Origin of the sequence: Paenibacillus enshidis, from assembly GCF_042136365.1 — a bacterium.
Lineage (GTDB): Bacteria > Bacillota > Bacilli > Paenibacillales > Paenibacillaceae > Paenibacillus > Paenibacillus enshidis.
This window is the reverse complement of sequence record NZ_JBHHMI010000012.1, coordinates 22,830-48,224: the sequence shown is the minus strand read 5'-3', so window position 1 is coordinate 48,224 and position 25,395 is coordinate 22,830. Positions and strand designations below refer to the sequence as shown.

Below are 25,395 nucleotides of genomic sequence, written 5' to 3'. Positions count from 1 at the left end.
CACCCCTATATTTTTTAATAAACCTGTTCTTTATAGAAAAACCCGAAGGAAAGCTCCCTTTCCGGGTCCTGCAGTCTGCGCACTTCATCCAGCCATGCTTCATCATAGGCATAGTCTTCCGAATTATTAAAGAAGCTGTCGATAGCCGTACGGTAAGCTTTAACCACCGCCTCGTTATAGGCTGTCGGCTTGAGAAGGCCCTCGATTTTGAAGCTGTGCACTCCTGCTGCCATCAGTAAATGGAGGTCTTCGATAATGCATATATCATCTGAGCTCATAATATGAGTTCCGTTGATATCTTCATAGATCGGAAACTTCTCTTCCCTGCGCTCAGCCTCGATCAGGAATAAATGACGGTCCTTCCCGAGATCACCCTCCACCGGTCTGCCCTGATGCTGCATGTAGCTGGCCACCAGACGCCGCTTGGAGTGGTAAATATTCGTCATCCCGTGCACCTGTACCTGGGCTTCAATCTTCAGATCGGGGATCATTCCCGTTATCTCATCCATATTGAGCTCCCGTGCCAGCACAACACGGGATGCTCCCTTTTCTCCCCAATAATTGGCGGTGGAATAGTTGGTTGAGGTCATTTCCGCATTCCAGAACAGCGCGATATGGGGAGCATACTCCTTCACGGCTGCAAGCACGGACGGATCATTGAACTCGACCGCATCCACCCCTATGGAACCGAGCATCTGCACATAATCCGGAATTTCGCGGAGCAGATCATTGGTCATCAGGTTATTCATGGAAACATATACTTTGGCGCCGCGCGCATGCGCAATCTCTACCGTATCTTTGATTTCGTCGGGTGTAAAGCTGCCCGCCAGACGCATGCCGAACCGGTCTTCTCCGATCAGCAGCGCATCCGCGCCTGCATCCAGCATCTGTACAGCTTCCCCCGGTGAAGCTGCCGTTACGAGCAGTTCGGGTTTATCAGCCACTGGGTTACCTCCTATTGTGTCACACTTTGACTTTGTTGGATATTGTTTAAATGTTCCTGATATGTCTTGGCGAATAAGTGCTCCTGTGAGCCATCTTTTTTGGTAACATAGAAAAAATAATCCGTCTTGGCCGGCTCAAGCGCCGCTTGAATGGAGCTTAAGCTCGGGCTGGCAATCGGGCCTGCCGGCAGACCCTCATTCGTATACGTATTATAAGGCGAATCTACTTCCAGATCTTTAAACAGCAGCCGTTCCTTCTGCTTATTCAGCATATATTGAACAGTTGCGTCAATTTCAAGCTTTTGCCCTTTCTCCAGCCGGTTATAGATAATCCCGGCGACAATTGGGCGCTCCTGATCCACAACCACCTCACGCTCCACCAGAGAAGCGACAGAAAGCAGTTCATGAAGCGTTTCGTGGCGCTCCTCAAGCTCTTGCTCCAGATTCGGAATACTGTCCAGCTCTTTCTGAGTCTGCTCCAGCATGGCCGCCATAATTTCTTTCACCGAGCTGCCCTTGGGCAGTTCGTAGGTTTCCGGAAACAGATAGCCTTCCAGCTTATACCTCAGCTGCTTGTCCTCCGGAATATGCGCCAGCAGGGGCATGTCAAATTGTGCCGGGTCATTCGCAAGCTTCAGAAACTCTTCCTTGTCAGCAATGCCTTCCTGCTGCAGTCTATCGGCGATTTGCAGCACCGTAAATCCTTCGGGAATGGTAAACTGGATCATCTCCTCAGGCACAACATCTCCACTGGACAGCTTGGCAATCAATTGCTCATAGGTGATGCCCGGCTGTGCTTCATAATTGCCGGCCTGAAAGTTGCTGCCTTGCTCCGTTAGCTTTAAGTAAGTTTTAAAAACAGTAGAATTTCGAATAAGTTCTTTCTGCTCAAGCAAATCTGCAATCTGGGATGTTCTCATTCCCTGCTCCACGGTAAACGCAACGGTTCCCGCTTGCTGTTGGACAGGCTGCATCATTTGCCAAAGATAGAGCGCCACTCCTGCCACGACAAGTAATAAGACGAGCAGCAGCACCCCGGTCCTAGCTTTGCGCTTCAAAATATCCAACCCCTTCACAACCAAAAAGAGCGGACAAGTCCGCCCTTTCCGGGATATCATTCAATCTAAAGTCGTTTCCAAACTGCAGGTTATTCCGGGAACGTGCACTCATCGTACAGCTCCGCAATATCCTCCCATTCGTCATCATCTTCGATGACCGTCAGCTCGGGCTTATCGCCTTTCCATACCACCCTGAAAAGCTCATACTCCCCCGCAGCCGCCTTCTGTCCGCACAGAACCGCATATGCCTGTCCGCCTACCTCAAATTCGGCCTCCAGCGTGTAAGGAACAGAATGTCCTTCCCCGTCTTCAAGCTCCACTTGTGAACCGAAGGCTTCCTTCAATCCGGTCGTCCAGGTCAAATCCTCACGGGAATACATCGTCATTTCTCAAAATCCTCGTCATCTGCTTCTACAAAGGTATTGAATGTTTCTTCAACAATTTCCCATTCGGCATCATCCGTAATCGGGTACAATTTAATATCGTCACCGTCTTCCTCATACCGGAAGGCGTATACATCGGTTTCATCTTCTTCGGGTTCGACCGGTGCAACCATCATATATTTGGCATCAGAGCCATCCACTTCGAATTTCATGATGACCTCGAATTCTTCTTCGTTACCCTCTTCGTCGTCGATATAAATAATTTCCGGCTGCTCTTCTTCCAGGTCCAATCGATTATCTGCCATCAGCGAAATCCCCCTCACCTTTTAATGTTAGCATCCAAATAATTTTGCAAAATCAAGCTTGCGGCTAGTTTGTCGACAACCTGCTTGCGCTTCTTCCGGCTGACGTCCGCTTCCAGCAGCGTCCGCTCTGCGGCGACGGTTGTTAGCCGCTCATCCCAAAGGTGAACGGGGATGTTCAGTAACTCGCGTAATCTTTCGGCAAAAGCCATTGCAATTTCGCCCCGTGGGCCAACGGTTCCGTTCATGTTCTTGGGCAGACCGACAACAATTTCGGAAACCTCGTTGCCCCGCACCAGCTCGGCAATCTTGCCATACTCGCTCTCGTCCTTACGCCGTTCGATAACTTCTAATCCCTGGGCGGTCCAGCCGAAGGCATCGCTCATGGCGACGCCAATCCTGCGGTCCCCGTAATCCAGACCCATCACTTTCATTCCGTCTTCCCCTGACGATGGCTGGCCAAATAAGAACGGACCAGTTCTTCGATCAGCTCATCACGTTCTTTCTTGCGCACCAGACTTCTGGCGTTGTTGTGTCGGGGAATATAAGCCGGATCCCCCGACAGCAGGTAACCGACGATCTGATTGATCGGATTGTATTCCTTCTCGACCAGAGCATCGTATACCGTCAGCAATATTTCCTGCGCCGACGCTTCCTTCTCGTCGGCCTTGACGTTAAACTTCACCGTCTTATCCATGGAATCCATGTAGACACCTCGCTTCCACAAAAACATGACACACATGTTTATGCCAGCTATTCCTCTATATCATATCATAACCTGGTGCCTGCAAGGAAATTAACGGCCCCAATTTCCCAGATTTCTGTATATTTTTCAGAATTACGGCTGATTTATTCAACTGCCGGAAGCCGCAGTCACCAGCTCGACTGCTCGGGCAAGCGCTTCGTCAAGCTTGGAGGCGTCCCGTCCTCCCGCCTGTGCCATATCCGGACGGCCGCCGCCGCCACCGCCGCAGACGGCCGCGATTTCTTTCACCAGCTTGCCGGCATGGAGACCCGCTTTTACCTGCTCGGCAGGCACTGCTACGACAAAGTTTACTTTATCCTCCATCGCTGCTCCAAGCACAAGCACAGCGGACGGCAGCTTGCCTTTCAGCTCATCGGCAATTGCACGGAGATTATCCATTGTAGATGCCTGTACGCGAACGGCCAGCAGCTGCGTGGCTCCCGCCTGTACAACCTTGTCGGTCAACTGGCCGGCCTCGATGGCGCTCAGCTTGCCCTGCAGCGATTCGTTCTCGCGGCTGAGCTCCTTGATCTGCTGATGCAGCCCCTCAATCCGTTTCGGCACTTCATTAACGTTCGATTTCAGAAGCATGGCTGCCGACTTCAGCAGCTCAAGCTGGCCTTCCGAATATTCGTACGCGCTGCGCCCAGTCACCGCCTCGATTCTGCGTACGCCGGACCCGATGCCACTCTCGCTCACCAGCTTGAAGAGCCCGATTTGCGAGGTGTTGCCCACATGACAGCCCCCGCACAACTCAATGCTGTAGTCTCCCGCTTTGACGACCCGCACGATGTCCCCGTACTTTTCACCGAAGAGAGCCATCGCTCCCAGCGCCTTGGCTTCATCAATTGGCATCAGATCAATGGTGACCTTGTCCTGGCTCCAAATATGGCTGTTGACTCTGCGCTCAATATCCGCGAGCTCTTCGGCCGAAATGCTGCCAAAATGCGAGAAGTCGAAACGCAGGCGCGAAGCTTCCACCAGGGAGCCGGCCTGATTCACATGCTCGCCCAGCACCTCTTTCAGCGCTTTATGAAGAAGGTGTGTGGCAGTATGGTTTTTCTCAATATCCTGGCGGGCTTCAGCATCTACTTCCGCCCGTACGGTATCGCCCACGCGCAGCTCGCCCGCCTGCACCAGAATCTGATGGACATGCTGGCCCTGCGGTGCTTTGCTCATACCCTGAACCTTTGCGGTTACCGCTGCGCCATGCAGCACCCCGCGGTCGCTCACCTGTCCGCCGCTTTCCGCATAAAACGGAGTCATATCCAGGACAATCTGCGCTTCCTGGCCTTCACTTATATTATCGACCAATACATCCTCATAAATAATAGCCAGTACCTTGGATTCGGTCACGAGGTCATTATATCCAACAAAATCACTTTTAACCGTCAGCTCGGACAGCGCCCCGCCCTGTACCTTCATGCTGCCGCTGTCCTGGCGTGCGGCGCGGGCGCGGTCACGCTGCTCCTGCATCGCCTGGTCAAAGCCTTCGCGGTCAACAGTCAAGCCGTGCTCACTGGCATAATCCTCCGTAAGGTCAAAGGGAAATCCATAGGTATCGTACAGCTTGAAGGCGTCAGTACCGCTGATGACCGTCTGCCCCGCCGCTTTTGCCTGCTCGCTGATCTCGGACAGAATGGCAAGGCCGTCGCTCAGCGTTTCGTGGAAGCGCTCCTCTTCCGTTTTAATCACCTTGATGATGAAATCGCGCTTATCCACGACCTCCGGATAGTATACGCCCATGACGTCGCCGACGGTCTCCACCAGCTGGTACATAAACGGCCGGTCCAGCCCCAGCTTTTTGCCGAAACGAACCGCACGGCGCAGCAGGCGGCGGATAACGTAACCCCGGCCTTCGTTGGAAGGCAGCACCCCGTCGCCCACAGCGAAAGTTACTGTACGAATATGATCCGCAATAACCTTGAGGGCTACATCCTTCTCAGGATCCTCATTGTATTTAACACCGGCAATGGCAGCCGTCTTCTGAATCATCGGCTGGAACAGGTCTGTATCAAAATTGGAGTTCACATCCTGGAGGATGGAGGCCAGACGCTCCAGGCCTGCGCCTGTATCGATATTTTTGTTCGGAAGCGGCGTATAGCTGCCATCCTTGTTATGGTTGAACTGGGAGAACACGAGGTTCCACACTTCCAGATAGCGCTCGTTCTCGCCGCCCGGATACATTTCCGGGTCCGACATATCACTGCCGTAAGCTTCGCCGCGATCATAGAAAATCTCGGTACAAGGACCGCATGGCCCCTCGCCAATGTCCCAGAAGTTGTCTTCCAGCTTGATAATCCGTTCCGCAGGCAGGCCGATTTTTTCATTCCAGTATCTGTAAGCCTCTTCATCCTCCGGGTAAACTGTGACCGACAGCCGCTCAGGATCAAAGCCGATCCATTTCGGACTCGTCAGGAACTCCCAGGCCCAGGTAATTACTTCTTCTTTAAAATAATCCCCGATGGAGAAGTTGCCCAGCATTTCGAAAAAAGTATGATGTCTGCGCGTTTTGCCGACATTTTCAATGTCATTGGTGCGGATACATTTCTGGGAATTCGCGATACGCGGATTTTCAGGTTTGACACGTCCGTCGAAATAGGGCTTTAAAGGCGCCATCCCGGCATTGATCCACAGCAAAGTCGGGTCGTTGTGCGGTACAAGCGAAGCGCTCGGTTCAATCGCATGTCCCTTTTCCTTAAAAAACTCCAGCCATTTGGAGCGGATTTCACTGGCTTTCATAACACATACCTCCATCGGTTTAAATTTAGGTAAAAACAGAAAAACGCCCCTGAAAAAATCAGGGACGAAAATATCGCGGTACCACCCTGGTTATCACTGTCTGGCGTGCATAAACAAGTGATCTCCTTATACAGACCGGTAACGGGGTCCCTGCCGGCGGGGATGAGCCGCACTCCGAAATGAGCTTTCCGCCGTTATCTGACACAGGCTCTTGCAGCCTTCACGGGAGAACCTGTGAAGAAGCCCGCTCTCTGGGAAAGGAACCCGGCGTACTTGATTTCATCAACGTTTTATCCTGTAAACATTCATACTTGATTATACTTGCGGGTATAGGACCTGTCAATAAAATCTAAACCGTTTTTCGTTTGATATAGTAGGCGAAAAGCCGCTGTACGACTACTTTGAGCACAGCCATTACTGGCACGGCCAAAATCAGGCCCGGAATGCCTGCAATCTCTCCGCCCACCAGAAGCGCAAAAATAATTGCAAGCGGGTGCAGATGCAGTGTCCGGCCCACCACCTGCGGTGACACCACATTGGTCTCCAGAATCTGACACACAATATTCACGATAACGACCATGACCACCATTTTCATTGAGATCGTTGAAGCCATAATCACTGCAGGTGCGGCTCCGAGAAAAGGCCCCAGATACGGAATGATGTTAAAGAGCGCCACGATGCTGGCAAGAAGCAGGGCATAGGGCATTCCCGCAATCATATATCCCGCATAAGACAGCGCCCCGATAATGACGCATACGAGAAATTGTCCCCGGATATAGTGCCCGAGCGCCGTATCGATTTCCTTCAGCATGACAACAATGCCCTTGCGGTGAGCGCCAGGAAGAATTGATACCACCGCCCGCTCAAACACGTCAAAATCCTTGAGAATATAGAAGATCAGAAACGGCACAATGAAAATATTGAGCAGCGTATTAATCATGCCGCCGATGTTATCCATAATGCCCGTAATAGCCGTGGAAATACGGTTTTCCAGCTGAAAAACCCATTGATTCATTCCGCTGCGGACGCCACCAGGCATCATTTGATTGTCCAAATCGGACAGAAGTCCCTGCGCATGCATTGTAATTTCAGGCAAATGCTCATTTAATTCTTCCAGTTGCTCAATCAGCATAGGGATGATGTTCATCAACACGACGCCAAGGCAGGTCAGGAAAAAGGCATAAATGAGCAGCACCGCCACTCCCCTTGGCATCTTCCTGCTGCTAAGCATATTCACGACAGGGTTAAGAACATAGGAAATAATCATGGCCACGGCGAAGGGCGCGATGATCGTTTTTAAAAAACCGTATGTAGTGAAAAACAGCGGACGCAGGAGCCACAGGAAGTATAAAATCATCAGACCGAGCAGCAGCAGCACACCATTACGGAAAAACCTGTTTTTGGATAAATGCTCCATCTTCTGCTTCACCTTCTTTTCTGGGACTTGCCTTCCGATTCAGTATATGCCGAAGCAGACCGGATTAACCCGCATTCCCCTTTCCAAAAAAAACGCGCCTGATCTTCCGTTATCCGGAAGAACAAGCGCGTGTTAAACTACAGCAATAAAAAACAGGCAACCGAAATCATTTAAGTGCGTGTTCAATGACTTTTTGAACTACCTCTCAAGAGGATGCGTGCGCCTGCGGGAATTCCTGAGTATATTCCTCTCCGAAGAACAGATCGTCCAGTGAACTGAGCGTTCCGTCTTCTTCGACCTGGTAGACGGACATTTTATCTCCGATAACCTGCAGTTCAATGTAACAGCCCCAGCAGTAAAACTGGTGAGAACCGATTTTGCCTATATCTTTGGAATTACAATTTGGACATTTCATAAATTCACCTATCCGTTAACAGAATGTATAGCCTTCTCCAATCGCTGCTCGCTCAGCGGGGGAACCATAATCGCATTCTCCCCGATGGACATGCCGTTGGTGCAGGGCAGCCATTTCCGACCTTCGATCAAGTCCGAAACGAAACCCTCGCTGATTTCAATCCCTTTTACCTTGTTTCCCAATTCCTGCTCAAAATAAACATCGGTGACATGTCCAAGCATAAGTCCCTCCTCCGTCAGAACGGACAGATCCTTGAGCTTGCTGCCGCCAAGAAGATAAGTATAATGTATGTCGTCGGCTTCCGTCTTGCGGACAGCCTGCTGATTGCGAATCATTACGGCATCTTCCCCGTACGCTACGATGTCTTCCCAATCAATGGTCTTGACGTGGGAGGAAAAGAGACTTTTCCCTTCCAGTTCAATCCCTTTAATGGTCCAGTCCGCCGTAAGTATAAAATCGTGTATTTTGCCAATCTGCTTGCCGTCTTCCACATCAAACACAGCAAGACCGATCATTTCCTGAAGCTTCATGTCGGGTGCCTCCTCATCATTCATATTCCGAACATGCGGTAAAGTCTTGCTCTTGCACGCAGCAGTCTTGCCGTTCGGCTGATGAAATGGAAAACAGCGCTACCCTCCTTTCAATGTACGGAGCTTCCCCTAATGCCTATTACGCAGCCTTTGCGATATGGTTGCAATTTTTTCAGCCGTGTATTCCATTTCTTTCGTAGTATTACCCAAACCGAAGCTAAAACGAATCGCGGAACGCAGAATATCTTCGGGAAGATTCATGGCTTGCAGAACATGAGACAGCTCAATGGAGCCGGAGGTGCATGCAGAGCCGCTTGCCGCCGCAATTCCTTCCATATCCAGATTCATAAGCATCGTCTCCGTGCCGCAGCCGGGAAAGCTGAGATTCACAATGTGAGGCAGGAAATGCTCACTGCTGCCGTTCAACGTAAATCCATCGCTACCGAGCCGCTTCTCCAGACTGCTCAACAGCTTTTCGCGGAGCGAAAGATCATGCTCTCTCCGTTCATGAACCACAGCGGTTGCAATGGCAGCAGCCTTCGCAAAGCCGGTGATGCCTGCTATATTTTCCGTACCTGCCCGCCGTTGCTTCTCCTGCAATCCGCCGTACTGCCGGGGCTGAAGGGCTGTGCCGCGGCGCACATACAATGCTCCAATCCCCTGCGGCCCGTTGATTTTATGGGCAGACACGCTCAGCAGGTCTACCGGCAGATCGCGGCATGAAATCGGCAGCGCTCCGAAGGCTTGTACAGCATCGACATGAAACAGAATGCCCCGGGTGCGCGCCAGCTCCCCCACTTCAATGACAGGCTGAACTGTTCCGACTTCATTGTTGGCATACATCATGCTGATCAGGAACGTATCCGGCCGAATAGCGGCCTCTACCTCCTCCGGAAGCACACGCCCAGTGTGATCCACAGGCACATAAGTTACTTCATATCCTAGTCGTTCCAGCTCGGCACAGCTGTGAAGAACCGCATGATGCTCTATTGCTGTTGTAATGATATGACCGGTCCTGCGCCCTTTGGCGAACGCTGCTCCGAAGAGGGCCAGGTTGTCGCTTTCCGTACCGCCTGACGTAAAAATCACTTCCTCCGGCAGGCATCCTAAAGAAGCCGCAACGATGTCGCGTGCTTCGCTGACCGTGCGTTTGGAGGCACGGCCAAAAGCGTGCACGCTTGAAGCGTTGCCAAATTGACCAGTCATGATGTTCATCATGGTCTGCGCAACCTCAGGATGTACAGGAGTCGAGGCGGCATGGTCCAGATAAATCCGTTTCATCGCAAGCCACCTCGTTTAAATGTAAAACATGTAGTTGTCTGTCTGATCCTTTTCCTGATAAGTGATCAAGTCCTTAAGGGTTGTCGAATCCAGCACGCCGGCAATGCTGTCCCGAATGCGGAGCCACAAATCCCGCTTCGCCGGATCGTCTTCTTCCGTAAAATCGACGGGGGAAATCGGCCCCTCAAGCACGCGGATAATATCTCCTGCAGTGACTCCGGCCGGATCGTTCGACAGGATGTATCCGCCGTATGCCCCACGGATGCTTTTGACCAGTCCCGCATTGCGGAGCGGCGCAATCAGCTGCTCCAGATAGTGCTCGGACAGCTGGTTTCTCTCGGCAATACTTTTTAAAGAAGTCGGCCCTTCTCCGTATTTTGCAGCAAGCTCCATCATGATCGTCAATCCGTAACGTCCTTTAGTCGATATTTTCAAAGGTGCCACCTCTTCATAAATAAATTGCTGCATGATGCAAAATCTATGTTAAGACAAAGCTGCATAATGCAAGTTAAAAAAACATTCTATTCCGATCATAGCTCTTATGGTATCATATCCAGACCGTTTATGGTAACCTTTCCTTTCCCGATTGTCAAACTGTTTTTACTTGCATGTTTTTACTTGCAACAAATTGTGTTACAATATGAGGGTTAAGGATTCATATCCTTGACCAATCCAACGAAAGTTCGGTGATGACGATGGCAAAAGCCAATAAAGATACCCGTGTCGTCGTCGGGATGTCGGGAGGCGTCGATTCCTCCGTAACGGCCCTTCTGCTGAAGCAGCAAGGCTATGACGTAATCGGCATCTTCATGAAAAACTGGGATGACACGGATGAGTTCGGCCGTTGTACGGCCGAAGAGGATGCGGAAGATGTGCGCCGTGTCTGTGAGCAAATCGATATTCCTTACTATACCGTCAATTTCGAAAAAGAATATTATGATAAAGTATTCTCCTATTTTCTTGATGAATATAAGTCCGGCCGTACACCAAATCCGGATGTCTTGTGCAACCGTGAGATCAAATTCGGCGAATTTCTGAATAAAGCGCTGGATTTGGGGGCCGACTATGTGGCTACAGGCCATTATGCAAGGGTTGTGGAAAATGACGGTGTCTATACACTTTTGCGCGGCGTGGACAGCAACAAGGATCAAACCTACTTTCTGAACGCGCTCAGCCAGAAGCAGCTGTCAAAGGCGATGTTCCCCATCGGGCATATCCCCAAGCCGGAGGTGCGGCGGATTGCTGAAGAAGCGGGACTGTACACAGCCAAGAAAAAAGACAGCACAGGCGTATGCTTCATCGGCGAGCGCAACTTCAAGGAGTTCCTCAGCAACTACCTGCCTGCCAAAGGCGGCGATATGGTCGATATCGTGACCGGCGAGGTCAAAGGCCGCCACGACGGCCTGATGTATTATACGCTCGGGCAGCGCCAGGGGCTGGGCATCGGTGGATCAGGAACCGGCGAGCCTTGGTTTGTAGCCGACAAGGATCTGGAACGCAACATTTTGTACGTTGTGCAAGGGGACAAGCATCCGAGCCTGTATTCCACAAGCCTTATTGCCGAGGGTGTGAACTGGATTGCCGGTGCAGACGCGATTCCGTCACAGCCGCTGCGCTGTACAGCCAAGTTCCGTTACCGCCAGCCCGACCAGGGCGTGACAATGACCTGGCGCGAAGACGGCTCCGTACATGTCGCTTTCGACCAGCATCAGAAGGCGATCACTCCCGGGCAGGCGGTTGTGTTCTATAACGGTGACGTCTGCCTTGGCGGCGGCACTATCGACAAGATCGAGAAGCTGCAGCTGCAGCCTCAAGCCTGATAAAAGCATGAAACGGCAATACTGCAAATAGCCATTCTTCCCCCCGGGAAGGATGGCTATTTCGTTGTATGGATGATATCCCCCGTTCCGCTGCTTCATGACATTTCCACGATGAAGGGAAGCTACAGGGCTTCCGGATCTTTTTGTGAAGTTTAAGCTATGAACCAGGAGGCAATCGCCATTCCGAGCGCTGCTCCCGCTATGCCGAGCAGCGCAGAAGACAGCACATAGAGTGCTGCCCGGCCGCTGCGGCCGCTGTCGATCAGTTGAAGCGTCTCATAACCGAAGGTCGAAAAGGTCGTATAAGCCCCACAAAAGCCGACGCCAAGCATCCCCCACAGGGCGGGAGACAGGCTCCCAGCTAAATACAGCTGATAAAGAGCCCCAAGCAGCAATGAGCCTGAAATGTTAATGAGCCATGTCCCCCACGGGTAAGCAGTACCCAAGCGGGCAGACACCGCCTTGCCCAATCCGAAGCGCAGCACCGTGCCAGCAATACCGCCGATGCCAATCAACCAGATCATACGGCTGTGCCTCCTCCGGAGCGGGAAGCCATATATTGGCCCAGTCTTATTCCGGCCAGGGACATTAGAAGCCCTCCGAGAAGACTCGCCAGAATATACAGCAAGGATACTGCAGCCTTGCCTTCGCTCCATAACCGCAGCGCGTCAACGGTAAAAGTCGAGAACGTAGTAAATCCCCCGGTAAAACCTGTGCCAATGGCGAGGCGCAAGCGCGGCGGAATCCGCCATGCTCCGGGAGTGACCGTAAAAAACCAGCCCAGGAACAGGCAGCCGGACAGGTTAATGAGCAGCACCGCCAGCGGAAACCCACCGGCCGCCGTCGGAACCCACTTCTGTACACCATACCTGCAAAGCGTCCCAAGCAGCCCGCCAGCGCCTACATAGATTAAATCTTTTATCATCGGTTCCAACTCTCCTATGGCGACGAACCAAACTTTGGTGGCACAAAGTTATGTTCTTTTTATTTCTGAGATTCCCGCCATTGCTGATTCTGCCGGATCTTGCTCTCATTGCCCTGATCTGTCGCCTTGTAAAAGGTCAGATCTGCAATCTCATCCGGCAAATACTGCTGTCTGACAAAATGATTGGGGAAATTATGCGGATACTTGTAGCCGACATGCCCCAGCTTCTCTGCACCTTTATAATGGGCGTCCCGCAGATGCAGGGGAACCTCGGCCGACTTGATCTCCTCCATTGTGGACATCGCATTTGAGATCGCCATAATTACCGCGTTGGATTTCGGACTTTCCACTGCAAACAGAATCGCCTGGGCAATATTCAGCTTGGCTTCCGGCCAGCCGTTATTGCGGTACGCCTCCAGCGCGCTGACGGCCTGCACCATCGCCTGCGGATTCGCCAGCCCGATATCCTCGCTGCTGGCAGCGATCAGGCGGCGAATGAACGTCATCGGGTCCATGCCCAGCTTTTCCACCGCATACAGAAACCAGAACAGGGCCGCATCACTGGAGCCGCGAATGCTCTTGTGAAAGGCAGACAGAACATCATACTGTGTGGATTCATCCGCTTTAACAATCGGCCTGCGGATGGACTCTTCCGCCACCTCAAGCGTGATATGGACCGTACCGTCCGCCTGCGGAGAGGTCGTCAGCGCAGCCAGCTCAAGGGCGTTCAGAGCTCGCCGGATATCCCCGTTCGCCATAGTAGCGATATGATCCAGCGCCTCTTCATCGACCTTCAGCTGCATGAAACCAAGTCCTTTTTCCTCATCACCGAGGGCACGGCGCATGGCGGCCAGCGAGTGCTCCCTTGTAAGGGCCTCCAGCTGAAACAGAGTGGACCGGCTCAGCAGGGCCCCGTTAACGTAGTGAAACGGATTTTCCGTCGTGGCCCCAATGAAGATGATCGTCCCCTTCTCTACTGCTGGCAGCAAGGCGTCCTGTCTGGAGCTGTTGAAACGATGCACCTCATCAAGGAACAGGATCGTTTTTGTGCCGTACATCGCCTTATTACTCTGCGCCTGGTCGATCACCTCACGGACATCCTTTACCGAGGCATCGACCGCGTTCAGACGCACAAAGTTCCCCTGCGTATGATTCGAAATAATATGAGCCAACGTCGTCTTGCCGCATCCCGGCGGGCCATACAGCAGAATGGAACTCACCTGGTCGGCTTCAATTGCCCGCCGCAGCAGCTTTCCCGGGCCTACAATATGCTCCTGTCCAATATATTCATCCAGGCTTACCGGCCTCATCCGGTCCGCAAGCAGACGGCTGCCCGGGGTCGATTCCTGGGAAAAAGAAAACAAATCCATATGTTCACATCCTTGAAAGTTTGCATAACCCGTTCGTTAACACCGTCTTCTATTTTAACATACCGCCGGTCACACTGCAGTTAAACGAGTAGTAAGTGGTTGGGGCACATACATACCGAACGTCGCATAAAGCACAAAAAGCCGAGAACAGGGAGAAACTCGTTCCTGTTCTCGACTTTATTACCACCCATAAATCGCCGGAGATTGGCGATTTATGTCTGGTATTGATGGTAGAAGGACGCACGCAGCAGCGGAAAGGACGAAGCAATTCCGAAAAAGCGGAGCGTTCGCCTTTGGCCCAGAGGGTCAACAGCGATTGGAGGAATGCTTCGTTCTTGGAGCGCCTCAGAACAGCCCCGCCCCTTCATCTATCCTTCGACATACTCCGGCAACTGCTCCGCATACATAAGCCACAGCTCATGCAGTGCACGCGTACACCCAACATACAGCAGCCTCGCGTCCATGGCATCCGCAGCATAGTGCTGTTCGTCCGCATCAGCCACGATAACACCATCAAACTCCAGCCCTTTGGAAAGGTAGACAGGCAGCACCGACAGCCCGCCCTCATACTGCTTCATGGAGCCGTCAATCAGGTGAATATCGATCCCCTTCTCAGTGAAGTAGGCATGAAGCTCCTTAGCCTCCTTCAAAGTGCGGGTAAGCACAGATACGGTGCGGTATTCTTTAGCAGACAGCTCCCGCAGCGCGGACAGCAGATGCTGCTTTCGCCCCTGCGGGCCGTAAGGGAGCACACGAACCGGATCACCGCTGCGGAATACCGGTACGGCTGTGATGCCGCTGCGCACGCCCTTTTTCAGAATGACATTGGCAAACTCAATGATCTCCAGGGTCGACCGGTAGCTCCGCGTCAACGCAAAATACCCCGTGTCCCCGCTATCAAACAGGGAGCTGACCTCATCCCAGCTTTGAACACCTTTATAGGCGTGAATGCCCTGGGACAGGTCCCCCAGAATCGTAAACGAATGTCCTTTCACAAACAGATCCAGCAGCGCCATATGAAATGGTGAAAAATCCTGGGCTTCATCGATCACCACATGATCGAACCGGCTGCCCGAATCGATGTCATGCGTCAAAATGTGCAGATATACAAGCGCAGGAAGATCCTCCTCGCGCAGCACATTTTTTTTCAAATCCGCCGCCGTCCCCTTCAGCACTTGGACAGGAATTTCTTCCAAGATGGATGAAGGGAGAGCAGGACCTTTAACCGCCTGAAAAAGCTGTTTGTACATCTTTACCGCTTCATACTGCGGCCATTTCTTGGCATAGGCCTTTTCCCGCTGTGCCGCTTTCTTCTTCCGTTCCTTCAATACAGCGGCAGATGCCGTTTTTTTCAGCTCCATTTCAACCCAACGGTGGATTCTCGCCAGCACACGCTCGGTACGCTTGGCAAGGGGATAAGGCTTGTACTCTTCATTGAACCAATGCAGGATTTCATTTCTGGACAGGACCGCTCCGTCCCACGGACTGAAGTCGCCTTCGGGCACCGACAGGGGCTCAAGCTGCTGCACAACCTTTTCAAGCAACCGCATAAAAACAAGTGATCCCTTAAATCGGCCAGGGGTGGCCTCATTTACCTCCGGTCTGGCTGCCCCGGACTCAAACCAGGTCTGCAGCGCATCCTCTGCCGGTGCGAGCTGGAGGTCCGTATCCAGCATGCCGAGAGCCCAATCATTGAAGGTGCGCTGTTGTATACTGCCGACGCCAAGCTCGGGAAGCACGTCGGATATATAATCGAGGAACATATGGTTTGGCGCAAAAATGATCATTTTTTCGGCCGATACCTGCTCCTTGTACTGGTATAGCAGAAACGCAAGACGATGCAGCGCCACGGTAGTCTTTCCGCTCCCCGCTACGCCCTGGATGACCAGCGCTTTGCCGCGTTCGGCACGGATAATCTGGTCCTGCTCCGCCTGGATGGTCGAAACGATATCACGCAGGCGGTTATCTTTATTCTCTCCGAGCCGATAGACGAGAAATTCATCTGATACGGCGGGATCATCGCTCTCCCGGTTGAAGGTATCGGCAACCCTTTCCAGGATTTGCTTCCGGATCACGACATTTCGCTTCAAATAGACCAGCCCTTCAATCAGGCCTTCCGGCGCTTCATAGGAAGCAAGGTCCTCCCCACCTGTAAAGGAGTAGAACAGGCTGGCCACAGGGGCGCGCCAATCGATCACAAGCGGATACTCCCTCACCTCTTCACGATCCACGCCAATTTTGCCGATATAAAGGGGCTTTCGCTCTCCCTTCCCCTTCTCCTCAAAATCCAGTCTTCCGAAATAAGGCTCCTGCAGACTTTTGCCCAAAGCCATACGCCTTTCTTCCCGACCCGCCTCGAGCACCTGCTCCGTAAAGTCATGGCCAGTATACACCGGAACCGATTGCAGCTTTTGCAGTCTGCGGTCGATTTCCTCCATCACCTGCGTCAGCCTTTGCTGTTCTTCTTGATAGGCACTTTGAAAATCTTGTTCCACTTTCAGTTACCTCCTAAGAGAGATTTTTTTGTGAGCCCTATCCACTTTTTCAAAAAAAGGAAGCTAAATCATATCATACCGAACAAAAAAAAGCCATAAATTATCACTGGCCTAATGACCTGCATAACTTATGGCTTTTAAAACTCACAGGAACAATCCTGCCTCAACAAACTGTTTTTCCGCCAGCTTACGGTACACCTCATGAGACTGGATCAGTTCCGCGTGGGTTCCCGATCCGGTTACCTTTCCGTTTTCAAGCACTACGATCTGGTCCGAATGAACGACCGTTGATAAACGGTGAGCGATGACGATTGTGGTGCGGCCTTCCATCAAGTTGGCGAGCGCCTTTTGCACCTCATGCTCGGAGGAGCTATCCAGCGCCGAGGTCGCCTCGTCCAGCATCAGAATATCCGGGCTGCGCAGAAATGCGCGGGCAATGGCGATGCGCTGCCTTTGTCCCCCTGACAGTTTGATGCCCCGTTCACCCACCTCGGTTTTGTATTGCTGCGGCAATTTGTCGATAAAAGGAGCCGCATACGCCAGCTCTGCCGCCCGCTGAATTTCATCCATGGTTACCTCATGTGAAATTCCGTACGTAATATTTTCAAGAATCGTTCCGGCCATCATAGGGCTTTCCTGGGACACATAACCGATCTTGGCCCGCCAGCTTGAGAGTGTATAGTCATCTATCCGGTCCTGCCCGTACCTGATTTCCCCTTCCGCAGGCACATAAAACCTTTCCAGCAGGGAGAATAACGTCGACTTGCCGCTTCCGCTCGGACCAACGATAGCGGTCGTCTGACGTGCGGGAATCACCAGATTGATATTCCGCAGCACCTCTTCCCCTGTGTTATAGGCAAAGCTTACATTTCTTAATTCGATGCTTTCACCTTCGGGAGACGCCTCCTTGCGGCTATCCTGCGGCTCCTCTTCGTGAGCAAGGATGGATTGAATCCGCTCTGTCGCCCCCAGCACCTTCTGGATTCTGGAATACAGGGTTGTGAACTGTGCCATAGGTGTAATGACCTGAAAAAGCAATAAAATAAATGCAACCAGATCCCCTGCTGTTAACAGCCCCGATGCTACACGAATTCCGCCGACGCCAAGAATAAGGACGAGCACAGCCGTCATGGCAAACGTGGAAAGCGGTCCGATCAGGGCCAGAATTCTCGCCTCCTGCAATCCGAATTTGAACATGCGGCGGATTCGGTCCTCTCCGGAACGGGCTTCTCTCTTCTCTGTGCCGTAAGCCTTAACAAGCCGAATCTCTCCGATCACCTGCCCCAGCACTGAGGTCAGATCAGCCATTTCATCCTGCTGCTTTTTGGAAATGCGGTACATTTTTCGCCCTACCGGCATTAATATCAGAGCTGTTACTGGCACCACGGCCAGGATGATCAGCGTCATCACCCAGTCCAGATAAAACAGCAGCGCAATACCGCCGACAACAGCGATAATATTGGATACAAAGCTGACCAGATATTCGGTAATCAGGTTCATGATCAGGCTCGTATCATTGGTTACCCTGCTCATCGTGTCTCCGGTACGGTTGCGGTCGAAAAACGGGATCGGCAGCGCCAGCACCTTATTCCAGAGGCGGGTGCGCAGATTGGCCATAATCCGCTGTCCCGCATAGTTCAGCATATAGATCGACACCGCCGAAGCGGCTGCCTGCAATATAAATGCAGCGGCAAGCCCGATCATCACATTTCTGCTGAGTGAATCAGCGGTAAGTCCGTCAATCAGTCCTTTGGTCATCAAAGGGACAATCAGCCCCGCTGCAGTCTGGATGAGTGTAAGCAGCAGCGCCACTGCCAATACGACACGAGGCGGATTGGAGTCCCTGATGAGCCGCGCAAATCGGCGCAGTCCGGCCGTATCCGGTCTCGGGGCGCTTGAAGTGGTCGTTTCCATTATAGCTCCCTCCTTTTGTATAGGATCTCGGGAACTGCTGATCGTATTTCATCTCTCTTACAAATTGGCGTTCAGCACAAAATTGGCAATGAACAGCAGGGATATCACATACAATACACGCGGAACTTCCCTGCCTTTTCCCGCAGCCAGCTTGGCAAGGGGATAAGCGATAAAACCAAAGGCCATCCCGTCCACGATGCTATAGGTAAATGGGATCATCACCATGATCAGAAAAGCCGGGAACGCGTCCGTAAAGCCTGAAAAATCCATTTCGCGCACATTTTGCACCATAAGCCCGCCGATGATAATGAGCACTGGCGCGATCGCACTGTCAGGGATATACGTCAGCATGGGGATGAAGAAAAAGGTCAGCCCGAACATTAGCGCGGTAACCAACGGGGTCATGCCGGTCCTGCCGCCGGCGGCAATGCCTGCGGTAGACTCCGCTGCGGCTACAGTCGGACTGCTACCGAACAGGCCGGCCAGAATGTTGCTGACTGCCAATGCCCGCAGGCTGCCTTTGAAGGTCTCAGGTCTGCCGATCATTCCCGTCTGGCCGGCGATGAGCCCAATGTTTTCAAATACCACAATCAGCAGCAGCAGGAACACGGCAATCCAGAAGGCAAGCGTGGCAAAGCCGGACAGCGTAAGATGTGCGAATAGCTCCCCGAACTGCTGCACCGTGTCCTCGCTCTTCGTCATGCCGTCCGGGTGCACCGCTCCCAATACATAACCGAGCGCCGTTCCTGCCAACATGCTGATCAGCAGTCCCCCCTGCACTTTGCGGATAAAAAGGACAAGCGCCAGCATCAGCGTCACGCAGGCTGTGATCACTCCCGGATCATTAAAATGCCCAATTGCAACGAATGTAGTCTGGTGAGCGATCACAATGCCGCTCTTTTGCAGACCAATAAAGGTCAGGAACAGTCCGATCCCTACGGTAATGCCATGCTGCAGGTTGTGTGGAATCGCCTCACTGATCGTCCGGTACAGGGACGTAAACGCGACGAAGGCAAAGAGAACGCCGGTAATCGAAACTACAGTCAGCGCTTCCTGCCAGCTCAGTTTCATGGAATGCACCAACGTATAGGTGAAAAACGCATTGATTCCCATGCCAGGCACAACGACAATCGGCGACTTGCCGCCAAATGCCATCAGCAGGCAGCCGGCAGCGGAAGTAAGCAGCGTGGCCAGCATGGCTCCCTGCAGCGGCATCCCCGCATCGGAAAGGATCGCCGCATTCACAAGCACAATATATACAACCGAAAAATAAGAAATCAGTCCTGCCGCGATTTCCTTTTTCCATAAATCCCCGGGCCTCAGCCCGAGGCTGCGGGATAGAAAACCCTTATTCATAAACGTACTGCCTCCACATCTTCTGGGTAATCTTGTTGGACAAGCAAACATTCTCATCATACATCGCCCGGCTTCTCTTTTACAAGCGATGTAAGCTCTATCCCATGCCGCAAACATGGGCAAAAGACCTGCGAGCCTATTCGGAGGCTTCGCAGGCCTTTCGTCATGTTCATAATGACTCCGCTGCCTGGAGTCCTATTTTTCCACAGCAAGCATCTCTTTAACCACAACGCTCACCATGATCAGTCCGGCCACTGGCGGAACAAAGGCATTGCTGGCAGGCGGCTGCTTGGCTTTGCGGATCTCGGGCGCATTGTCCGGCACAATCCGCTGGGTTACATCCTGGCGCGGCTTCATCGGCTCCTCGGTGGAGAATACGACTTTCACGCCCTTTTTGATTCCGTCTTTGCGCAGCTTGGTGCGAATCACTCTTGCAATCGGGTCCATGGACGTTTTGGATATGTCCGCAACCTGGAATTTGGTCGGGTCCATTTTATTGGCCGCCCCCATGCTTGAAATGATCGGGATATTACGTTTCAGGCATTCCTTGATCAAATGAATCTTGTATATGATTGTATCGGAAGCGTCGATGACATAATCAAGCTCGTATTTGAACAGCTCTTCGTATGTCTCTTCCGTGTAAAACATATTTAGCGCAATCGCTTCACACTCCGGATTGATCAGCTTCACCCGTTCCACCATCAGATCCGCTTTCTTCTGTCCAATGGTTGTCGTCAGAGCGTGAATCTGCCGGTTAATATTCGTGATATCCACAACATCCTTGTCAATCAGAATGATGCGGCCGATGCCCGTACGCGCCAAGGCCTCAACGGCAATGGAACCGACACCGCCGATGCCGAGCACAGCCACCGTGCTGTTTTTCATCTTTTCGAGACCTTCAGGGCCGATCGCCAATTCGGTACGGGAAAATTGGTGCAGCATACCGGATACCTCCTTTTAACCATATTCAGGAAATGAGCATTAAGCCTTCGCGCTTGCAGGCTTCGGTGCGAGACGAATATGCAGCTGCTCCAGTTGACTGGCATCGACCGCAGAGGGCGCGTTCATCAGCAAGTCGGTTGCGCTTGCCGTTTTCGGGAATGCAATTGTCTCACGCAGATTCGTGCGTCCCGAGAGCAGCATGACCAGACGGTCGAAGCCGAAGGCAATGCCGCCATGTGGTGGTGTACCGTATTCAAAGGCATCCAGCAGGTAGCCGAATTTATCCTTGGCTTCTTCAGCAGACAAACCGATCGCGTTGAACATTTTCTCTTGCACGTCCCGCTTATAGATCCGCATAGAGCCGCCGCCTACTTCATACCCGTTCAGGACGATATCATAAGCCTGTGCGCGGATTTTGCCAGGATCGGTGTCGAACAAGGCAAGGTCTTCATCCTTCGGACGTGTGAACGGATGATGCTCCGCTACATAGCGTTTTTGCTCTTCATCATATCCAAGCAGCGGGAAGTCCACCACCCACACAAACTTGAACTTGCTGTCATCGATGAGACCGAGCTGGCGGCCGATCTTGAGGCGAAGCGCGCCAAGAACGTCTGCGACGACTTTTTTATTATCCGCCGAGAAGAGCAGCAGATCTCCCTCCTCCGCTCCCGTGCGTTCTCTTACCGCTTCAATCTCTTCAGGAGTAAAGAACTTCACGATCGGTCCCTTGAACTCACCGTCTTTCACCTGAATCCAGGCCAGACCCTTCGCGCCGTAACGTGCGGCATAAGGTCCGAGATCGTCAATCTCCTTGCGTGTCCAGGTGCCGCAGCCTTTGGCGTTCAGCACCTTCACTTCTCCGCCTTTCTCGATGACGGAGGAGAATACCTTCACACCGCTGTTCGCCAGCAGATCGTTCATCTCGATCAGCTCCAGACCGAAGCGCAGATCCGGCTTGTCAGAACCATACTTGCTCATCGCTTCCGCATGGGTGATACGCTGGAACGGTGTCTCCAGCTCGACGCCGATCGTCTCACGGAACAGCTTTACCATCAGCTGCTCCATCATTCCCAACAGATCGTCCTGCTGCATAAAGGAGGTTTCGATGTCGACCTGTGTAAATTCCGGCTGACGGTCTGCGCGCAGATCCTCGTCGCGGAAGCAGCGGGCAATCTGATAGTAGCGCTCAAGCCCGCCCACCATCAGCAGTTGTTTGTAAATTTGCGGCGACTGCGGCAGCGCGAAAAACTCGCCATCATGCACACGGCTTGGCACCAGATAGTCCCGTGCCCCTTCCGGGCTGCTTTTCGTTAATATGGGTGTCTCTACCTCGATAAAATCCTCACCGTCCAGGAAATCACGGAATACCTTGGCTGCTTTGGAACGCAACTTCAGTGTCTGGTGCATCTCAGGACGGCGCAAGTCCAGATAACGATATTTCAGACGGAGCGATTCGTCGACTTCAATACCGTCCTCAATGAAGAACGGAGGTGTTTTGGCCGCGTTCAGCACCTCGATCTCGGTAATGCGGACCTCAATCTGACCTGTAGGCAAATTCGGGTTTACCGTTTCAGCGTCACGCTGCACAACTTCCCCTTTGACCTCAAGCACATATTCCGTGCGGACACGGTCTGCAATTTGCAGCGCATCTCCCGAATAAGCAGGATTAAATACGATTTGCACGATCCCGCTACGGTCGCGAAGATCGATAAACAGCACGCCCCCAAGGTCGCGGCGCGTCTGCACCCATCCGTTCAGGACGACGGTTTCTCCGATGTTGGCTGTAGTTAGCTCTCCACAATGGTGAGTCCTTTTCATGCTTGCATCCCCTTTATCATTTTGAATTTTAAATTGTTAGGAAGGTTAAGCCTGTGGTTTTAACTCATTAACAAGATCATCGAGACGGACTGTCCGCTGCTCTCCGCTGTCCATCGCCTTGAGCGCAATCTCGCCGCGTTCCAGCTCATCATCACCGAGGATCGCGGTATAACGGGCATGGAACCGGTCGGCCGATTTCATCTGTGCCTTCATCTTACGGCCCAGATAGTCGCGCTCGGCGGAATAGCCCGCTCGGCGGAGCTTGAACAGCTGCTTCGTCACTTCACGGCTGGCAGCTTCGCCAAGAGCCACCAGATATACATCCAGCGGTTTGACAGCATCAAGCCCGATCGATTGGTGTTCCAGAATCAGCTGAATACGCTCCAGCCCGATGCCAAAGCCGATACCCGGCTGATCCGGCCCTCCGAGTTCACCCACAAGCCCGTTGTATCTGCCACCGCCGCCAATGGTGTCAATGGCGCCAATCCCTTCGGCTTTAAGCTCGAAGGCTGTCATCGTGTAGTAATCAAGACCGCGCACGAGCCGGTGGTTCAGCTTGTACTCGACACCCATATCCGTCAAATACTGCTGCACCTTCTGAAAATGCACGGTGCACTCCTCATCCAGACTGTCGAGAATGGACGGTGCGTCTATAAACTTGTCCTGATCCACCTTGCAGTCCAGCACGCGCAGCGGGTTGCGATCCATCCGGGACTGGCAGTCCTTACACAGCGTATCACGCAGCGGATTCAGGAAATCCAGCAGGCGCTGGCGGTAGGCCGCCCGGCTGGCCGGATTGCCGACGGAATTCAGCTCCACCTGTACCCCCTTCAGTCCCAGATCCAGGCAGAACTGATAGCCTAGCGCGATAACCTCCGCATCAATGGCCGGATCAGTAGCTCCAAACGCCTCCACACCGAATTGGTGAAACTGGCGCTGGCGCCCGGCCTGAGGCCGCTCATAACGGAACATCGGCCCGATATAATACAGTTTGGTTACGTCAGGCTCGCCATACAGCTTATTTTCCACAAAAGACCGCACAACACCGGCTGTTCCTTCCGGGCGCAGCGTCATGCTGCGGTCACCCTTGTCCCTGAACGTGTACATTTCCTTCTCCACAACATCCGTCGTCTCGCCTACGCCGCGAACGAACAGCTCAGTCTGCTCGAACAGCGGGGTGCGGATTTCACGGTAGTTAAAACGGCGGCATAGTTCCCGCGCTTTTTCTTCGACAAACTGCCACTTTTCCACAACACCTGGCAGCAGATCCTGCGTGCCGGTCGGTTTTTGAAAAGCCATGTCCATCATCCCTCCGTCTATTGTGCCAATCTGCCTGTCCTTAGGCAGCAGCCCGTCTTCTTGGCAATCCGTGAACAAAACAAAAAATCTCCCGCCCTGTTCACAAAACAGGGACGAGAGATTGCCATTTATAAAATCACCCGTGGTACCACCCACATTCCGGAATATGCCGCCTGACTTAAAAAGTTCACGCTCATATCCGCTCAACGTATAACGCCCGTGCCGCGCAGCACAGCTACTGACCACCATAATTCATCAAACTGCCGTGGAGGTTCGCCGTCTGTTCTCGGGGAAGTCATTCGTCCGCTCATCAAGGGAGCTTTTACAGCCTGGAAGCTCCTCTCTGTGCATGTGGGGTCGGAGTACTCGGTCCCGTCATCAAATCATTATGCAGATTATTATTTCCTGATTTTAATGAACTAGCGTGGCAAAGTCAAGATGATGTATCATCTGATGTAAGAAAAAAGCATAATTTGGGCAAAAAAAAACCTGCGAAAACGGTCCGCAGGGTTCATAAAGGATATATTAAAGGGGGTCATGCTGTTATTATATACAAGCAATATTAAGGGATTGTTTTGCGAATGTTACAATTACATTACAGTAGGTTTTTGACGATATTTGTGCAGGCTGGGCGGAAGCTGACCTTATTCGTCGAAGCGGTCGACATAAGCATGGTTGGCGCGCAGCTTACGCACAATTTCCTCATAATCCGCATTGTTCACCTGCGCAGACAAGACATATCGGAGCTTGTCGTTGTCCTCAGATGAGAACACACCCATTGCATCCAGCAAACCGGGTGTATCCTGCAAATCTTGTCTGCGGGCGCCTCCCGTATTCATAGAACCGACTGTATTATATGGAACAAATGGAATCAATAAACGTTTGTCCCGTCCCAGCGTTCCACCCAGTTGCCCGACTTCCAGATGCTCTGTCCGATAGGCTTGCAGAGAGGTTCTTGCGCCCTCCGCCTCGTCCTCAGTCTTGAAATAAGCTTGAATTTGCGTAGGCATGTCCAAAACCCTCCCTCAGGATTTTGTCCGGCTCGGCAGACTCAACGCTTCACCAGGAGCGAATTGAGAATTTCACGCACAAATGCAGGCTCATCCTTGGGTGTGCGTGAAGTGATGAAATTCCCGTCCACCACGACCTCTTTATCCTCAAAATTTGCGCCCGCGTTGATCATATCATCCTTGAGCGGAGGGTAAGAGGTGATCTTGCGGCCCTGGAGCAGCTTGGCGCTGATCAGAATTTGCGGACCATGGCAGATCGCAGCGACAGGCTTCTTGGCCGCGTTCATCTCGGTCACAAATTTCAGAATATTGGCATCAAGCCGCAGGTTTTCCGGGGAGGAGCCTCCCGGTATGACAACAGCGTCATAGTCGCTGGCCTTAATGTCAGCTATCGCCTTGTCGGCTGTATATTGCTCCTTTCCTTTTTTGCCGGAGAGTGTCTCTCCCTGCTGAAGCCCGATAATGTCCGCTTCATGTCCCGCCTTCTTCACCTCATCATAAGGCACCTGCATTTCCGAATCCTCAAATCCATTTGCCAGCAGAAAAGCTACTTTACTCATATTGCTCAGAACTCCTTTCCGGTAAGATATTCACATTCTGTTATTACCCGAAATTTCCTTATATCTAAC

At 52.3% G+C, this 25,395-nt stretch carries 24 protein-coding genes; 1 reads left to right on the top strand and 23 read right to left on the bottom strand.

Going from position 1 to position 25,395, the window contains the following annotated elements; genetic code table 11:
- Positions 1 to 14 precede the first annotated feature (14 nt).
- From ACE41H_RS14905 to cymR, 12 genes are all read right to left on the bottom strand, one after another.
- Complete coding sequence (locus ACE41H_RS14905) at positions 15 to 944, bottom strand: peptidase U32 family protein (RefSeq protein ID WP_375356145.1); 930 nt, start codon at positions 942 to 944, stop codon at positions 15 to 17.
- An 11-nt stretch (positions 945 to 955) separates the two neighbouring features.
- Positions 956 to 2,002 (bottom strand): endolytic transglycosylase MltG, encoded by a 1,047-nt coding sequence (gene mltG, locus ACE41H_RS14900; protein ID WP_375356144.1) that lies wholly within the window; start codon positions 2,000 to 2,002, stop codon positions 956 to 958.
- Positions 2,003 to 2,091: 89 nt separating this feature from the next.
- Entirely contained in the window at positions 2,092 to 2,388 is a 297-nt protein-coding gene (locus tag ACE41H_RS14895; RefSeq protein WP_375356143.1) for a DUF1292 domain-containing protein, read from the bottom strand.
- Positions 2,385 to 2,690, bottom strand: coding sequence for a DUF1292 domain-containing protein (locus ACE41H_RS14890; RefSeq protein WP_355320535.1), 306 nt, complete (start codon positions 2,688 to 2,690; stop codon positions 2,385 to 2,387). Before ACE41H_RS14890 ends, ACE41H_RS14895 begins: the two co-directional genes overlap by 4 nt.
- A 14-nt stretch (positions 2,691 to 2,704) precedes the next feature.
- Positions 2,705 to 3,121: a Holliday junction resolvase RuvX gene (gene ruvX, locus ACE41H_RS14885; protein ID WP_375356142.1), complete on the bottom strand. Its 417-nt coding sequence runs from the start codon at positions 3,119 to 3,121 to the stop codon at positions 2,705 to 2,707.
- Positions 3,118 to 3,393, bottom strand: a complete 276-nt coding sequence (locus ACE41H_RS14880) for an IreB family regulatory phosphoprotein (RefSeq protein WP_355320537.1) — start codon at positions 3,391 to 3,393, stop codon at positions 3,118 to 3,120. Before ACE41H_RS14880 ends, ruvX begins: the two co-directional genes overlap by 4 nt.
- A 147-nt stretch (positions 3,394 to 3,540) precedes the next feature.
- Complete coding sequence (alaS, locus tag ACE41H_RS14875; RefSeq protein ID WP_375356141.1) at positions 3,541 to 6,174, bottom strand: alanine--tRNA ligase; 2,634 nt, start codon at positions 6,172 to 6,174, stop codon at positions 3,541 to 3,543.
- 349 nt (positions 6,175 to 6,523) lie between these two features.
- Complete coding sequence (locus ACE41H_RS14870) at positions 6,524 to 7,591, bottom strand: AI-2E family transporter (protein ID WP_375356139.1); 1,068 nt, start codon at positions 7,589 to 7,591, stop codon at positions 6,524 to 6,526.
- 205 nt (positions 7,592 to 7,796) lie between these two features.
- Positions 7,797 to 8,006 (bottom strand): YrzR-like zinc ribbon domain, encoded by a 210-nt coding sequence (locus ACE41H_RS14865; RefSeq protein WP_355320540.1) that lies wholly within the window; start codon positions 8,004 to 8,006, stop codon positions 7,797 to 7,799.
- Positions 8,007 to 8,014: 8 nt separating this feature from the next.
- Positions 8,015 to 8,536, bottom strand: a complete 522-nt coding sequence (locus tag ACE41H_RS14860; protein WP_375356137.1) for a PRC-barrel domain-containing protein — start codon at positions 8,534 to 8,536, stop codon at positions 8,015 to 8,017.
- Between the two features lie 129 nt (positions 8,537 to 8,665).
- Positions 8,666 to 9,817: a cysteine desulfurase family protein gene (locus ACE41H_RS14855; protein ID WP_375356136.1), complete on the bottom strand. Its 1,152-nt coding sequence runs from the start codon at positions 9,815 to 9,817 to the stop codon at positions 8,666 to 8,668.
- A gap of 15 nt (positions 9,818 to 9,832) precedes the next feature.
- Positions 9,833 to 10,252 carry a cysteine metabolism transcriptional regulator CymR gene (gene cymR, locus ACE41H_RS14850; RefSeq protein WP_375356134.1) on the bottom strand — a complete coding sequence of 140 codons (420 nt, stop codon included), beginning with the start codon at positions 10,250 to 10,252 and terminating at the stop codon, positions 9,833 to 9,835.
- Between the two features lie 260 nt (positions 10,253 to 10,512).
- On the opposite strand from cymR, the gene mnmA reads away from it, so the two are divergent.
- On the top strand, positions 10,513 to 11,637 hold the full coding sequence (gene mnmA / locus ACE41H_RS14845; RefSeq protein WP_375356132.1) for a tRNA 2-thiouridine(34) synthase MnmA: 1,125 nt from the start codon (positions 10,513 to 10,515) through the stop codon (positions 11,635 to 11,637).
- 152 nt (positions 11,638 to 11,789) lie between these two features.
- Here mnmA and crcB (ACE41H_RS14840) read toward each other — a convergent pair whose 3' ends face one another.
- The 11 genes from crcB (ACE41H_RS14840) to ACE41H_RS14790 all read right to left on the bottom strand — a co-directional run bounded on the left by crcB (ACE41H_RS14840) (position 11,790) and on the right by ACE41H_RS14790 (position 25,326).
- Positions 11,790 to 12,161: a fluoride efflux transporter CrcB gene (gene crcB, locus ACE41H_RS14840; RefSeq protein ID WP_375356130.1), complete on the bottom strand. Its 372-nt coding sequence runs from the start codon at positions 12,159 to 12,161 to the stop codon at positions 11,790 to 11,792.
- Positions 12,158 to 12,559 (bottom strand): fluoride efflux transporter CrcB, encoded by a 402-nt coding sequence (crcB, locus tag ACE41H_RS14835; RefSeq protein ID WP_375356223.1) that lies wholly within the window; start codon positions 12,557 to 12,559, stop codon positions 12,158 to 12,160. Before crcB (ACE41H_RS14835) ends, crcB (ACE41H_RS14840) begins: the two co-directional genes overlap by 4 nt.
- Positions 12,560 to 12,621: 62 nt before the next feature.
- Positions 12,622 to 13,932: a replication-associated recombination protein A gene (locus ACE41H_RS14830; protein WP_375356128.1), complete on the bottom strand. Its 1,311-nt coding sequence runs from the start codon at positions 13,930 to 13,932 to the stop codon at positions 12,622 to 12,624.
- 368 nt (positions 13,933 to 14,300) lie between these two features.
- The gene (locus ACE41H_RS14825) at positions 14,301 to 16,427 is read right to left on the bottom strand and encodes a HelD family protein (protein ID WP_375356126.1); all 2,127 of its coding nucleotides are present in this window, start codon (positions 16,425 to 16,427) and stop codon (positions 14,301 to 14,303) included.
- Between the two features lie 144 nt (positions 16,428 to 16,571).
- A complete protein-coding gene (locus ACE41H_RS14820) occupies positions 16,572 to 18,341 on the bottom strand; it encodes an ABC transporter ATP-binding protein (protein ID WP_375356124.1) in 1,770 nt (589 codons plus the stop codon).
- Positions 18,342 to 18,398: 57 nt separating this feature from the next.
- Positions 18,399 to 19,697: an NCS2 family permease gene (locus ACE41H_RS14815; protein ID WP_375356122.1), complete on the bottom strand. Its 1,299-nt coding sequence runs from the start codon at positions 19,695 to 19,697 to the stop codon at positions 18,399 to 18,401.
- Between the two features lie 195 nt (positions 19,698 to 19,892).
- Positions 19,893 to 20,639 (bottom strand): tRNA threonylcarbamoyladenosine dehydratase, encoded by a 747-nt coding sequence (locus tag ACE41H_RS14810; RefSeq protein ID WP_375356120.1) that lies wholly within the window; start codon positions 20,637 to 20,639, stop codon positions 19,893 to 19,895.
- A gap of 39 nt (positions 20,640 to 20,678) precedes the next feature.
- Positions 20,679 to 22,457: an aspartate--tRNA ligase gene (gene aspS / locus ACE41H_RS14805; RefSeq protein WP_375356118.1), complete on the bottom strand. Its 1,779-nt coding sequence runs from the start codon at positions 22,455 to 22,457 to the stop codon at positions 20,679 to 20,681.
- 45 nt (positions 22,458 to 22,502) lie between these two features.
- Positions 22,503 to 23,756 (bottom strand): histidine--tRNA ligase, encoded by a 1,254-nt coding sequence (gene hisS / locus ACE41H_RS14800; RefSeq protein ID WP_375356221.1) that lies wholly within the window; start codon positions 23,754 to 23,756, stop codon positions 22,503 to 22,505.
- A gap of 644 nt (positions 23,757 to 24,400) precedes the next feature.
- Entirely contained in the window at positions 24,401 to 24,766 is a 366-nt protein-coding gene (locus tag ACE41H_RS14795; protein ID WP_375356116.1) for a hypothetical protein, read from the bottom strand.
- Between the two features lie 41 nt (positions 24,767 to 24,807).
- On the bottom strand, positions 24,808 to 25,326 hold the full coding sequence (locus ACE41H_RS14790; protein ID WP_375356114.1) for a type 1 glutamine amidotransferase domain-containing protein: 519 nt from the start codon (positions 25,324 to 25,326) through the stop codon (positions 24,808 to 24,810).
- Between the last annotated feature and the right edge of the window lie 69 nt (positions 25,327 to 25,395).

Coding starts and splice junctions, on each gene's coding strand:
- ACE41H_RS14895 (WP_375356143.1), bottom strand. CDS start 2,388: ATGACGATGTATTCCCGTGAGGATTTGACCTGGACGACCGGATTGAAG.
- ACE41H_RS14890 (WP_355320535.1), bottom strand. CDS start 2,690: ATGGCAGATAATCGATTGGACCTGGAAGAAGAGCAGCCGGAAATTATT.
- ruvX (WP_375356142.1), bottom strand. CDS start 3,121: ATGAAAGTGATGGGTCTGGATTACGGGGACCGCAGGATTGGCGTCGCC.
- ACE41H_RS14880 (WP_355320537.1), bottom strand. CDS start 3,393: ATGGATTCCATGGATAAGACGGTGAAGTTTAACGTCAAGGCCGACGAG.
- alaS (WP_375356141.1), bottom strand. CDS start 6,174: ATGAAAGCCAGTGAAATCCGCTCCAAATGGCTGGAGTTTTTTAAGGAA.
- ACE41H_RS14870 (WP_375356139.1), bottom strand. CDS start 7,591: ATGGAGCATTTATCCAAAAACAGGTTTTTCCGTAATGGTGTGCTGCTG.
- ACE41H_RS14865 (WP_355320540.1), bottom strand. CDS start 8,006: ATGAAATGTCCAAATTGTAATTCCAAAGATATAGGCAAAATCGGTTCT.
- ACE41H_RS14860 (WP_375356137.1), bottom strand. CDS start 8,536: ATGAAGCTTCAGGAAATGATCGGTCTTGCTGTGTTTGATGTGGAAGAC.
- ACE41H_RS14855 (WP_375356136.1), bottom strand. CDS start 9,817: ATGAAACGGATTTATCTGGACCATGCCGCCTCGACTCCTGTACATCCT.
- mnmA (WP_375356132.1), top strand. CDS start 10,513: ATGGCAAAAGCCAATAAAGATACCCGTGTCGTCGTCGGGATGTCGGGA.
- crcB (WP_375356130.1), bottom strand. CDS start 12,161: ATGATCTGGTTGATTGGCATCGGCGGTATTGCTGGCACGGTGCTGCGC.
- ACE41H_RS14830 (WP_375356128.1), bottom strand. CDS start 13,932: ATGGATTTGTTTTCTTTTTCCCAGGAATCGACCCCGGGCAGCCGTCTG.
- ACE41H_RS14820 (WP_375356124.1), bottom strand. CDS start 18,341: ATGGAAACGACCACTTCAAGCGCCCCGAGACCGGATACGGCCGGACTG.
- ACE41H_RS14815 (WP_375356122.1), bottom strand. CDS start 19,697: ATGAATAAGGGTTTTCTATCCCGCAGCCTCGGGCTGAGGCCCGGGGAT.
- ACE41H_RS14810 (WP_375356120.1), bottom strand. CDS start 20,639: ATGCTGCACCAATTTTCCCGTACCGAATTGGCGATCGGCCCTGAAGGT.
- aspS (WP_375356118.1), bottom strand. CDS start 22,457: ATGAAAAGGACTCACCATTGTGGAGAGCTAACTACAGCCAACATCGGA.
- hisS (WP_375356221.1), bottom strand. CDS start 23,756: ATGGCTTTTCAAAAACCGACCGGCACGCAGGATCTGCTGCCAGGTGTT.
- ACE41H_RS14795 (WP_375356116.1), bottom strand. CDS start 24,766: ATGCCTACGCAAATTCAAGCTTATTTCAAGACTGAGGACGAGGCGGAG.
- ACE41H_RS14790 (WP_375356114.1), bottom strand. CDS start 25,326: ATGAGTAAAGTAGCTTTTCTGCTGGCAAATGGATTTGAGGATTCGGAA.